Here is a 12,617-nt window from a genome sequence, read left to right on the forward strand (position 1 = left end):
CATGCGGGTGCTGATACTGGAAGACGATCCATGGATCGCCGATCTGCTCAAGCAGATCGTCCAAAACCTGCACCCCAGCACACAGATCGAAAGCGTCACGCGGCTGGCCGATGCGCTCGACGCCTGGAAGCGTCAACCGGCCCAGTTGGTCATCGCCGACTGGAATCTGCCCGACGGCCCCGGCACCAGCCTGCTCGAGGTCGCGCACCGCAGTGACGCCAGCGTCCCGCTGGTGATGATCACCGCGCGCTCCGACCGGGACAGCGTGCTGCTGGCACGCCGGCTGGGGATAAACGCCTTCATCAGCAAGCCCTTTCAGGTGCCCAAGGTACTCGAGACCCTGCGCCCGCTGCTGTCACCGCAGCACGACGAACCCGCTGACGCCGCAGTGCCTGCCACAGGTGGCTTCCTGCCATTTCTCGCGGGCCTGCCCAACAGCGCCCTGGACCTGCCCCTGCACGATGCCCTGCTCCAGCAGTTGCACAAGCCCGACCAGGCAGCGCAGGCACTGCAGGAGTACTGGCAGAACGATCCGGCAGTGCATGCCCGGCTGATCGCTGCCGCCAACAGCGCCAGCTATAACGCCAGCGGGCAACCCTGCATCAGCCTCCCGGAAGCGCTGCGCCGGCTTGGGCCAGGCACGGTGCTCAGCCTGGTTCAGGGGCTCGCGCTACGCCCCGTGGCGGCCCTGCAGGACGATGACCTCAAACGCCTGGGCGACGAGCAGTTCACCCAGGCCCGGTATCTGCGCCAGCGCATCGAGGAGCTGTGCAAGAGCGCCAGGATCGACGCAGCGGCCATGAGCAGCGCTGCGTTGCTGCAACGCATGGGGGAGCTGGCGGTTCTGTACCAGGCACAGTGCTGGCGTCATGCCGGCCAGGCGCTGGATGACGAAACCCTGGGTAGCGCCCTGCAGCGCTGCAGCGGCGACCTGGCCAACCGGCTCAAGAGCCACTGGCGCCTGCCGACGCCGCTGCGCGAACTGATCGGCGCCTGCTACGCCCTGCCACCCGGCAACAGCAAGCGCGACCCGGTGATCATGCGCCTGGCCTGCGCGGAGCTGCAGGGTGGCAGCGAGCAGGAACTGGACCGTCTGTACCGGCTCGCCGGCATCGACAAGGGCACGGCCAGGTGAGGACGAACCCGCGACCGATCCGCTGGATCGTCATCGGTGGCAGCCTGTGCCTGGCGATCCTCTTCGCCCTGCTCGGCCGCCAGGCGATGGTCGAACGCGAGGCGCTGTGGCAACTGCAGATGAACAAGCAGGCGGAGGCGCTGCGACTGGCCCTGCACAGCTCGCAGAAAGGCCTGCACGAACGCGCCCAGCTGCTGGCCGAGGCGATGGCTGCCGATGCCTGGGTGGTGGAACTGGTCCGCCAGGCATACAGCCTCGGCGACGGCAGCCCGCAGCAACTGACCGACATCCGCAACCAGCTCTACACCCGCCTCGCACCGCGCTGGCGCAACCTGCAGCGCCAGCACAGTTTCCGCCTCTTCGTGCACCTGCCCCCAGGGGACAGGATTCTGCTGCGCGTGCATGACCCGCGGCACTTTGGCGACACCATCAGGCTCGTCCAGCCCCTGGTGGAAGACAGCCTGCGCGACGGCGACAGCGTGACCGGCGTCAGCTCCAACAACCTGGGCGACGTCAGCGTGCATGCCATGACCCCACTGACCGTGGAGACCCAGGACGGACCGAAGCAGATCGGCGTGCTCGAGGTGGCCATGAGCGTGCTCGCCACCCCCAGGGAGTTCGACCAGGAACTGGGCGGCGGAGTCGCCCTGCTGCTGCGTTCGAGCCAGCTGACCCACCGCAGCGGTGAAGCCTTGCGTGGCCTGACCAACGACCCGCAGCAGTGGCAGGTGATCAGCGCCTCGCGCCCCCAGGCCATGCACTGGCAACGCAATGGCCTGCTGCCGACACCGAGCCGGGCCGACGGCCATGACCTGCAGGAAGACGAAGGCCGCCATTTCCTGCTGAGTGACTATCCGCTGGTCGACCTCACGGCCCGTTCCGGCGGGCCGCTGAATGCCTCCCTGCTGGCCTGGCGGGACGTGAGCCCGCTGTACGCGGTGCACGTTCGCGACAAGCACTGGCTGATCGGCAAATGGGTCCTGGCCTGGTTGAGCGCGGAGGTTCTGCTGCTGGTGCTGTTGCGCGCCACCCGCCACAGCACCCAGCGCCTGCTGCAACGCCAGCAACGCGCCCTGCATGCGCTCAACGAAATCTCCGCGCTTTCCAGCCTGAGCAGCAAGGAGCAGCTGCGCGAGGCGCTGCGCACGGGAGCGGACTACTTCGGCATGCCGATCGGGGTCATCGGCCTCATCGAGGACGAACGCTATCGGGTGCTGGTGCAGGTCGCTCCTGGCGACGAACTGCAAGACGAACAGACCTTCGCCCTCGACGAGACCTACAGCAGCCTGGCCTATGCCCAGGACGAAGTGCTGAGCATCGAACACATGGCCTCCTCCCCCTACCGCGCACATGCCTGCTACGACAAGTTCGCCCTGGAGAGCTACATCGGCATCGCCATCTGGGTCGATGGACGCCGCGCCGGCACCCTGGCCTTCTGCGACCACACGGTACAGGAGCGCGCCTTCAACGACAGCGAGCGCGAGTTCATGCGCCTGTTCGCCCGCTGGGTCGGCGCCACCCTGGAACGCGACCAACAGGAACAGGCGCGCCAGGCCCTGCTGGAGCGCCTGGCCAGCATCATCGAAGGCACCGACGTGGGCACCTGGGAATGGAACGTCCAGACCGGCGAGACCGTGTTCAACGAGCGCTGGGCGCAGATGTTCGGCTATCGCCTGGACGAGTTGCAGCCCACGCGGGTGGAAACCTGGCTGCGCCTCTGCCACCCGGATGACCGCGAGCCCAGCGAACGCCTGCTGCAACGTCATTTCGCCGGCGAGGTGGCGTACTACGACCGCCAGGTCCGCATGCAGCACCGGGACGGCCACTGGCTGTGGATACAGGTACGCGGGCGCCTCTCCAGACGCGATGCACAGGGCCGCCCGCTGCTGATGTACGGCACCCACACCGACGTCAGCGAGGCGCGCCAGCGCGAAGAGGCGGTCACCGAGGCCCGCGTCTTCCTGCAGACGCTGCTGGACTCGGCCACCGGGGTCTCGATCATCGCCACCGACCTCGACGGCCTGATCACCCTGTTCAACTCCGGCGCCGAGCGCTTGCTGGGGTACAGCAGCGCCGAGGCCGTCGGGCAGATGACCCCCGAACGCTTCCACCTCGCCGAAGAGGTCGAGGCACGGGCCGAGGAACTGAGCCGCAGCAGCGGCGAACGCATCGAAGGCTTCGAGGTGTTCGTCCACAATGCGCGCGGCGGCGAGCCGGAAACCCGCCAGTGGACCTACGTGCACCAGGATGGCAGCCAGTACCGGGTCAACCTCACCACCAGCGTCATCCTCGATGCCAGCGGCCAGGCCATCGGTTTCCTCGGCGTGGCCAGCGACATCAGCGCGCTGCAGCAGGCCACGCGCGCCCTGCAGCAGAGCGAGAGCCGCTTCCGTGGCCTGGTCGCCAACCTGCCTGGCGTGGTCTACCGCTGCGCCAACGACAGCAGCTGGAGCATGCGCTACATCAGCGACGAAGTGCTCAGCCTCACCGGCTACCCGTCCAGCGACTTCATCGACAACCGCGTGCGCAGCTTCTCCAGCGTCATCCACCCGGACGACCTGCCGATCACCTACCAGGCCGACCAAGCCATCGTCCTCAAGGAGACCTTCGAGCTGACCTACCGCCTGCGCCATGCCGACGGCCACAGTGTCTGGGTGCGCGAGAAGGGCCGCGGCGAGTACGACACGCACGGCCGGCTGCTCTGGGTCGATGGCTTCATCTGGGACATCAGCGAGCGCAAGGTCATCGAAGACCAGTTGCGCCTGAGCCAGCAGCGTTTTCGCAACGCCTTCAACACGGCGCCCCTGGGCATGGCCCTGGTCGCCCCGGATGGCCGCTGGCTGGAGGTCAACGACGAACTGTGCCGCATGTTCGGCTACAGCCGCGAAGAGCTGCTGAACAGCGATTTCATGGACCTCTCCCACCCCGACGACCTGGATGCCGACCTGCACAACCTCGAGGACCTGGTCGCCGGGCGGATCAGCGCCTACCAGATGGAAAAGCGCTACGTGGACAAGCAGGGCCGCGTGCTCTGGGGCCTGCTCAGCGTGTCCCTGGTCCGCGATGCGGAGGGCCAACCGGTGCACTTCGTCTCGCAGATCCAGGACTTCAGCGCGCGGGTCAGCGCCGAACGGGCCATCCGCGAGCGCGAGCACTACCTGAGCACCCTGCTCGACAACGTCATCGATGCCATCGTCACCATCGACGGCTCGGGCACGATCGAGACCTTCAACCACGCGGCCGAGCAGATGTTCGGCCACACCCAGGCCGACGTCGCCGGGCACAACGTCAGCATCCTGATGCCCGAACCCCACCGCAGCGCGCACGATGGCTATCTCCTGCACTACCTGAACACCGGCGAAGCGCGGGTGATCAACCAGACCCGCGAGCTCGAGGGCTTGCGCCAGAGCGGCGAGCGCTTCCCCCTGGAACTGGCGGTCTCGCAGATCAGCCACCAGGGCCAGGTGCGCTTCATCGCGGTGATACGCGATATCGCCGAGCGCAAGCGCATCGAGCAGATGAAGAACGAGTTCGTCTCCACCGTGAGCCACGAACTGCGTACGCCATTAACGGCCATCGCCGGCTCGCTGGGCCTGATCAACGGCGGCGCGCTCGGCCCGGTGCCGGAGGCCATGGCAGCGATGCTGAGCATCGCGCAGGCCAACAGCCAGCGCCTCAGCGAACTGATCAACGACCTGCTGGACATGGAGAAACTGGTCGCCGGCAAGATGCACTTCGACCTCAGGCCCTGGCCGCTGCGAGCGCTGCTGGAGCAGGCGCGGCTGCACAACCAGCCCTACGCCGACCAGCATCAGGTGCGCCTGGTCCTGCACGCGCAAGGCGACGCCAGCGTGAGAGTCGATGCGCAGCGCCTGGGGCAGGTCATGGCCAACCTGCTGTCCAACGCCGCCAAGTTCTCGCCGCCCGGTGGCGAGGTGGACATCCGCCTGGAGGAGGTCGGCGACAGGCTGCGTGTCAGCGTCAGCGACCGGGGCCCCGGCATTCCCGCGGCCTTCCACTCGCGCATTTTCGCCAAGTTCTCCCAGGCCGACTCCGGCGACACCCGGCAGAAAGGCGGCACCGGCCTGGGCCTGGCGATCTGCAAGGAAATGATCGAGCGCATGCAGGGACGTATCGGCTTCGACTCGATACCCGGCCAGGGCGCCACCTTCTGGTTCGAACTGCCCCGTGCGGACCGCGCCGAAACATGAATCCATTCGCAGTGCTGGCCGAGATGGACCAAGCTGTACCACACTGCTGACAACAGCCAACCACCGGGTACCGCCGATGACCGAGCTCAAGCGCATCCTGCACGTCGAGGACGACCCCTCGATCCAGGCCGTGGCCAAGGTAGCCCTGGAAGCCGTGGGCGGCTTTCAGGTGCTGACCTGCGCCAGCGGCCAGGACGCCCTCGACCAGGTACAGGGCTTTGCGCCCGACTTCATCCTGCTGGACGTGATGATGCCCGGCATGGACGGTCCGAAGACGCTGGAGCTGCTCGGTCAACTGGTCAACACCGAGCAGATCCCGGTCGCCTTCATGACCGCCAAGGTGCAGCCCGATGAAGTTGCCCACTACCGCAGCCTGGGCGCCCATGGGGTGATCATCAAACCCTTCGACCCCATGCAGCTCGCGGCCCAGGTCCGGGACATCTGGAACCAGCGCCATGGATAAACACGAGGGCAGCGCCGTACCCCAGGCCTTGCAGCAGCACCTGCAGCAGCTCAGCCAGCAGTTCAGCGAGCGCCTGCGCCAGGAGCTGCCGCACCTGGCGCAACTGGGCGGCCTGCTGCTGGAGGCCGACGACGTCGAGCGCAAGCGGGTGCTGCTGGAGCTGCGCCACCAGTTGCACCGCCTGGCCGGCAGCGCCGGCACCTTCGGTTTCACCCAGCTCGGCCAGCAGGCGCGTGAGCTGGAACAACATGCCGAACGCTGGATGGAACGCCAGTCGCGCCAGCAACAGGGGCTCAACGACTTCATCAGCGCCCTGCAGGCGCTCGGCGAACAGCCCATCAGCGCCAGCGCCAGCAGCGAGACGAGCGAGAGCGGACGCAAGCCCCCCCGCCACGAGGATGGCAGCCGCACCATCTACATCCTCGAGGGTGAAGCGGCCATTGGCGAGAGCATGCGCCAGACGCTGAACAACTTCGGTTACCAGGCCGAGCACTTCAATTCCATCGCCGGCCTCGACGCGGCCCTGCAGCAGCAGACGCCCGACGCCCTGATCATCGATGCCAAGCTGCCCGGCGAGGCCAGCTGCGGGCTGCACTACGCCAGCCAGCTGCGCGAGCGCCTGGAAGAGCCGCTGCCGCTGCTGGTGCTCACCGACCAGCAGGACGACTTCGCCACCCAGCTGCAGGCCGTTCGCGCCGGGGCCATGGGGCTGTTCAGCAAGCCCGTGGACATACCCCAGCTGGAAAGCCGCCTGGAGCGCTGTTTCTCCCAGCAGAGCGGCGAGCCATACCGCGTACTGATCGCCGACGACGACCAGGACCTGGCCAGCCGCTACAGCCTGGTACTGCGCGATGCGGGCATGCTGGTGGAGATCCTCAGCGAACCAGCGCAGATCTTCGCCCACCTGCGCGACTTCAACCCGGAAGTGGTGCTGCTCGACGTCAACATGCCGGACTGCAGCGGCCCCGAGCTGGCGCAGATCATCCGCTGCAACGACGACTGGCTGCGCATTCCGATCATCTACCTGTCGGCGGAGACCGACATCAGCAAGCAGATGAACGCCCTGATCAAGGCCGGTGACGACTTCATCACCAAGCCCATTTCCGACAACGCGCTGGTCGCCACGGTGTTTTCCCGTGCCCAGCGTGCGCGCCTGCTGTCCATCGCCCTGGCCCGCGACAGCCTGACCGGCCTGCTCAAGCACGCGGATATCAAGGAGCAGGTGGCCATCGAACTGGAACGCTCGCTGCGCAGCGGCGACCGCACCAGCGTGGTGATGCTCGACATCGACCACTTCAAGCGGGTCAACGACGACCACGGCCACGCCGCCGGCGACAACGTCATCCGCGCATTGGCCAACCTGCTGCGCCAGCGGCTGCGGCGCATCGACAGCCTGGGACGCTACGGTGGCGAGGAGTTTCTCGCAGTGCTGCCCGACTGCTCGCCGGAGCAGGCGCGGCTGATCGTCGACGAGATTCGCCAGCGCTTCGCCGAACTGCGCTTCATCGCCGACGGCGGCGAGTTCTCCGTGACCCTGAGCGCCGGCATTGCCGGGACCGACGTCAACAGCGACGCCGAGCAACTGCGCGAGCGCGCGGACAAGGCGCTGTACGCCGCCAAGCATGGCGGGCGCAACCAGGTGCAGGTCGCCACGCCGGAAGAGCATCGCGGCTGAAGCCGCTCCTACAGGAGCGAGATGATTGGCGGTGCTTCGAGGTGCACCGCGCTGATCGCGGACACCCCCTGCTGACACTGCTCTACCGCAGCAGCACAGGATCGTGGGAGCGGCTTCAGCCGCGATTGAAGGCCAGGTGGACGCCGCGTTGCACATCCACCACAACGCCCCCGCGATCAGGCCTCGGCGCGCTGCATCAGCTTGCGCTGCCGCCACTCCATGAAGGTCTTCAGCAACAGGGTGAGCAGCGCCATGCACGCCAGCAGGCCCGCAGCGGTGAAGGCGGCGGCCGGCTTGTAGTCGTTGTTGAGCTGATCGACCAGCAACGGCAGGGTCAGGGTCTGGTTGATGATGGTGCCGGACACCACCGATACCGCGCCGAACTCGCCCACCGCACGGGCGTTGGTCACCACCACGCCGTACAGCAGCGCCCACTTGATCTTGGGCAGGCTGATGCGCCGGAAGATCTGCCAGCCGCTGGCGCCCAGGCACATGGCGGCGGTTTCCTCGTCCTGGCCCTGCGCCTGCATCACCGGAATCAGGATGCGCGCCACGTATGGCGCGGTGACGAACACCGTGACCATGACGATGCCCGGCCAGGCGAACATCAGCTGCATGCCATTATCGTAGAACCAGCGCCCGATGAAGCTCTCCAGGCCGTACACCACCAGGTAGCAGAGGCCGGCGACCACCGGCGACACCGCATAGGGAATGTCGATCAGCGTGGTCAACAGCTTGCGCCCACGGAAGTCGTAGTGCGTCACGCACCAGGCCAGGCAGATGCCGAAGCACAGGTTCAGCGGCACGGTGATGGCGGCGACGAACAGGGTCAGGCCGATAGCATGCAGCATGTAGTCTTCGCCCAGGTTGCTCCACAGCAGTTCCAGGCCACCCGCCAGCGCCTTGGTGAAGATCAGCGCCAGCGGCACCAGCAGGATCAACGCCACCACGGCCAGGCCGGACAGCACCAGCGCCCACTGGCGCCAATCTTGAGGTTTTTTCATCGACCTTGCCGTTGCCATGCGAACAGACGTCCCTGCACGACCTGTAGGATGAACAGAAGCGTCAGCGACGCCAGCAGGATCACCGAGGCGATGGCTGCGGCCGCCGGGTAGTTGAACTCCTGCAGACGGACGAAAATCATCAGCGAACTGACCTCCGTCTTGTAGGGGATGTTGCCGGCGATCATGATCACCGCACCGAACTCGCCGAGGCTGCGAATGAAGGCCTGCGAGCCGCCGGTGACCAGCGCCGGCGTCAGCGTCGGCAGCACCACATGGCGGAAGGTCTGCAGGCGGTTGGCGCCCAGGGTGCGCGCGGCCTCTTCGTACTCCGCGCCCAGGTCCTGCAGCACCGGCTGCACGGTGCGCACGACGAAGGGAATGCTGGTGAAGACCATCGCCACGATGATCCCCGCATAGGCATAGGCCACCTTGAAACCGAGCCACTGGCCGATCCAGCCGTTGGGCACCAGCAGCGTGGCCAGGGTCAGGCCGGCCACTGACGTGGGCAGGGCGAACGGCAGGTCGATCAACGCGTCGACGATGCGGCGACCGGGAAAGTCGTAGCGGGTGATGATCCAGGCCAGCAGCAGCCCGATCACCAGCACCGCCAGGGTCGAGAAGAAGGCCGCGGAAATGGTCACCTTGTAGGTCTGCACCACGCGCGGGTCGCTGATCGCGAACCAGTACTGTGCCCAGGTCATGTCGCTGACATACAGGAGCAACGCCGACAGCGGCAGCAGGATGACCAGGGAGAGGTACAGCACGCTGACGCCAAAGCTCAGGCCGAAGCCCGGCAACAGCGGAGTCTGCAGGAAGAACAGCGTCGATCTACTCACGAAGAAGCTCGGCTCTACAAATGCAGTTGGCCGCCAAGAAGGCGGCCAACGAACCTGAAAATCGGCTGTCGAGGGCGAGTATCAACGGCCCTCAGCCAGGAGTTGGTCAAGAATACCACCGTTGTCGAAGTGCTTGGCGGTGATGTCATCCCAGCTGCCCAGCACATCGTTGGGGTTGATCAGGCGTACCGGGGCGAACTGGGCCTTGGTCGCCTCGACCACTTCCGGGTTGTGCACACGGTAGTTGTAGGTGGTCAGCAGTTGCTGGATGTCCTTGCTGTACTGGAAGTCGAGGAAGGCCTTGGCCTGCTCGCGGGTGCCACGCTCGTCAGCCACCTTGTCGACGATGGCCACCGGGAACTCGGCCAGCACGCTGACTTCCGGCACCACGATCTGCAGGTTGGCGGACTTGAACTCGTCGCCCTTGGCGATGTTGATCACTTCCGACTCGAAGGTCAGCAGCACGTCGCCCTGGCCGTTCTGGGCGAAGGCCACGGTGGCACCACGACCGCCGGTGGGGAAGTTCTCGACGTTGTGCAGCAGCTTGCCGACGAAGGCCTTGATCTTCGCCTCGTCACCCTTGAATTTCTCGTTGGCGAACAGCCAGGCCGCCAGGTAGCTGTAGCGGGCGTTGCCGGAAGTCTTCGGGTTGGGGAACACCAGCTTGACGTCATCGCGAATCAGGTCGTCCCAGCCCTTGATGTTCTTCGGGTTGCCCTCGCGGACCAGGAACGCGGTGGTGCTGTAGTAGGGCGAGCTGTTGTTGGGGAACTGCTCGGCCCAGTCCTTGCGCAGCAGACCACGCTTGGCCAGGATGTCCACGTCGGTCACCTGGTTGAAGGTCACCACATCGACCTTCTTGCCCTGGATGATGTCCTGCGCCTGACGCGAGGTCCCGGCGAAGGACTGGATGATCTTCACGTCCTTGCCGGACTGTTCCTTCCAGTACTCGACGAACCTGGGGTTGATCTCGCCGAACAGCTCGCGGGCAATGTCGTAGGAAGCGTTGTGGAATGGCGTATCGGCCGCGGCATGGCTCAGCGAGCCGGTCAGCAGGGTGGCGCTGGCCACGGTGGCCAGAACGATCTTCTTCAGCATCTAAGGCGTCCTTATCGAAAGAGGAACCTGCGGGCAGGCTATTTGATGGCGCGATTCTGCAGAAAAATCTTATAGCTGAAAAATATCTTTTAATTCTCGATTTATAACCAAAAGCATCAGCCAATAGCCGGCCTCCAGACCCGAGGCCGGCTGGGGGCACCTCACAGCTTGGCGATGGACACCTCGGTGGATTTGACGAAGGCGATCACTTCGCTGCCGACCTGCAGCTCCAGTTCGCGCACGGAACGGGTGGTGATTACCGACGTGACGAGACCGGCAGCGGTCTGCACATCGATTTCCGAGAGCACGTCACCCAGGACGATCTCCTTGATGGTGCCCTTGAACTGGTTGCGCACATTGATGGCTTTGATGGTCATGCTGTTTTCTCCTGGGGTCGAAAATGAGCGGCAAGCGGCAAGCGGCAAGCTCCAAGCCGCAAGTAAACGCATGCTGTTCCTGCTTGAAGCTTGTGACTTGCGGCTGCTTCACTGCGCCCAGCGCAGTTGCGTGGGCAGGGGTGAAAGGGGCGGCGCCGGCACCGGCAACTCCGGTAGCGCCAGCACACGCTCGAGCACCTGTGCCTCCAGCGCCGCCAGCTGCGGCGAGCCATGCAGACGCGGGCGGGCCAGCTGCACGTCGAGATCGAGGCCGATCCGGCCGTCCTCGATCAGGATCACCCTATCCGCCATCGCCACGGCCTCGGCGACGTCATGGGTCACCAGCAGCACGGTGAAGCCGTGCTGCTGCCACAGGCGCTCGATCAGGCGCTGCATCTCGATGCGGGTCAGTGCATCCAGCGCACCGAGCGGCTCGTCGAGCAGCAGCAGACGGGGACGATGGATCAGCGCCCGCGCCAGGGCCACGCGCTGCTTCTGCCCACCGGACAGCGCCGCCGGCCATTCATTGCCACGATCGGCCAGGCCGACCGCCGCCAGCGCCGCCTCGGCCTGCTCGCGCCAGGGACCGGAGAGGCCCAGGCCGACGTTGTCGATCACCCGCTTCCAGGGCAGCAGACGCGCGTCCTGAAACATCAGGCGAACATCCTGGCGCAGCGCGTCGAGCGCGCCTCCGTCGGCCCGCAGCTGGCCAGCGCCGGGCCGCTCCAGCCCCGCCAGCAGGCGCAGCAGCGTGCTCTTGCCACAGCCACTGCGGCCGACCACCGCAACGAACTGGCCAGCCGGAATCTGCAGGTCGATGTCCTTGAGTACCTGACGCCCGCTGAAGGATTTCTCGATCCGCTCGATGGCGAGGGCAATACCCTGGCGAATGGCATGTAGCGCCGTCATTGGCCACCTGCCTTGGCCTGATAGGCCGGATGCCAGCGCAGCCACACGCGCTCGAGACCACGCGCGGCGACGTCGGCCAGCTTGCCAAGCACCGCGTAGAGCAGGATCGCCAGCACCACCACATCGGTCTGCAGGAACTCGCGGGCATTCATCGCCAGGTAGCCGATGCCGCTATTGGCCGAGATGGTTTCCGCGACGATCAGCGTCAGCCACATGAAACCGAGGGCGAAGCGCACACCGACCAGGATCGCCGGCAGCGCGCCAGGCAGGATCACCTGGCGGAACAGGGCGAAACCGGACAGGCCATAGCTGCGCGCCATTTCCACCAGCGCTGGGTCGACGTTGCGGATCCCGTGGTAGGTATTCAGGTAGATGGGAAACAGCGTGCCCAGCGCGACCAGGAAGATCTTGGCCGCCTCGTCGATGCCGAACCAGAGGATCACCAGCGGAATCAGCGCCAGGTGCGGCACGTTGCGGATCATCTGCACCGAACTGTCGAGAAAGCGCTCGCCCCATTGCGACAGGCCGGTGACGAAGCCCAGCAGCAGGCCGATCGCACCGCCGATGAGGAAGCCGCTGGCCGCGCGCTGGCCGCTCACGGCCAGGTGGCGCCAGATCTCGCCGCTGACCAGCAGTTGCCAGCCGGCCTCCAGCACGGCACCAGGGGCCGGCAGGATGCGGCTGGATAACAGGCCGTTGCCGGCCGCCAGCTGCCAGGCCGCCAGCAGCGCCAGCGGCAGGGCCCAGGGCGCGGCGCGCAGCGCCAGTTTGTGAAGGGTCGTGTTGCTCATTTTCTGCCTCGATAACTTGTGTAGCCTCTGTATTCCCCGGATTGCATCCGGGCTACGGGATCAAAAAGCGCCCTCTCCCCAACCCTCTCCCATGAATGGGAGAGGGGGCTGATCGGCG

Annotated in this window: 10 protein-coding genes; 4 read left to right on the forward strand and 6 right to left on the reverse strand. The window is 66.0% G+C overall.

Features of this window, described 5'->3' with window-relative positions; translation table 11 throughout:
- Position 1 precedes the first annotated feature (1 nt).
- The 4 genes from JLK41_RS23550 (at position 2) to JLK41_RS23565 (ending at position 7,484) form a co-directional block, all read left to right on the forward strand.
- Complete coding sequence (locus JLK41_RS23550) at positions 2-1,135, forward strand: HDOD domain-containing protein (protein ID WP_210389964.1); 1,134 nt, start codon at positions 2-4, stop codon at positions 1,133-1,135.
- The gene (locus JLK41_RS23555; protein ID WP_244976451.1) at positions 1,132-5,346 is read left to right on the forward strand and encodes a PAS domain S-box protein; all 4,215 of its coding nucleotides are present in this window, start codon (positions 1,132-1,134) and stop codon (positions 5,344-5,346) included. The genes JLK41_RS23550 and JLK41_RS23555 overlap by 4 nt, the downstream gene beginning before the upstream one ends.
- A gap of 76 nt (positions 5,347-5,422) precedes the next feature.
- Entirely contained in the window at positions 5,423-5,809 is a 387-nt protein-coding gene (locus JLK41_RS23560) for a response regulator (RefSeq protein ID WP_037051390.1), read from the forward strand.
- Positions 5,802-7,484: a diguanylate cyclase domain-containing protein gene (locus JLK41_RS23565; protein ID WP_210389965.1), complete on the forward strand. Its 1,683-nt coding sequence runs from the start codon at positions 5,802-5,804 to the stop codon at positions 7,482-7,484. Before JLK41_RS23560 ends, JLK41_RS23565 begins: the two co-directional genes overlap by 8 nt.
- A gap of 176 nt (positions 7,485-7,660) precedes the next feature.
- Here the strand turns inward: JLK41_RS23565 and cysW are convergent, their stop codons facing one another.
- From cysW to ssuC, 6 genes are all read right to left on the reverse strand, one after another.
- Positions 7,661-8,488, reverse strand: coding sequence for a sulfate ABC transporter permease subunit CysW (gene cysW, locus JLK41_RS23570; RefSeq protein ID WP_037051388.1), 828 nt, complete (start codon positions 8,486-8,488; stop codon positions 7,661-7,663).
- A complete protein-coding gene (cysT, locus tag JLK41_RS23575) occupies positions 8,485-9,324 on the reverse strand; it encodes a sulfate ABC transporter permease subunit CysT (protein WP_037051386.1) in 840 nt (279 codons plus the stop codon). The genes cysW and cysT overlap by 4 nt, the downstream gene beginning before the upstream one ends.
- A gap of 81 nt (positions 9,325-9,405) precedes the next feature.
- Complete coding sequence (gene cysP, locus JLK41_RS23580; RefSeq protein ID WP_150606968.1) at positions 9,406-10,422, reverse strand: thiosulfate ABC transporter substrate-binding protein CysP; 1,017 nt, start codon at positions 10,420-10,422, stop codon at positions 9,406-9,408.
- Positions 10,423-10,583: 161 nt separating this feature from the next.
- Positions 10,584-10,799, reverse strand: a complete 216-nt coding sequence (locus JLK41_RS23585; RefSeq protein ID WP_037051381.1) for a TOBE domain-containing protein — start codon at positions 10,797-10,799, stop codon at positions 10,584-10,586.
- A 108-nt stretch (positions 10,800-10,907) separates the two neighbouring features.
- Positions 10,908-11,708 (reverse strand): aliphatic sulfonates ABC transporter ATP-binding protein, encoded by an 801-nt coding sequence (gene ssuB / locus JLK41_RS23590; protein ID WP_210389966.1) that lies wholly within the window; start codon positions 11,706-11,708, stop codon positions 10,908-10,910.
- Complete coding sequence (gene ssuC / locus JLK41_RS23595) at positions 11,705-12,499, reverse strand: aliphatic sulfonate ABC transporter permease SsuC (RefSeq protein ID WP_037051374.1); 795 nt, start codon at positions 12,497-12,499, stop codon at positions 11,705-11,707. Before ssuC ends, ssuB begins: the two co-directional genes overlap by 4 nt.
- Positions 12,500-12,617: the final 118 nt, after the last annotated feature.

Origin of the sequence: Ectopseudomonas khazarica, from assembly GCF_017915135.1 — a bacterium.
Taxonomy (GTDB): Bacteria; Pseudomonadota; Gammaproteobacteria; order Pseudomonadales; family Pseudomonadaceae; genus Aquipseudomonas; species Aquipseudomonas khazarica.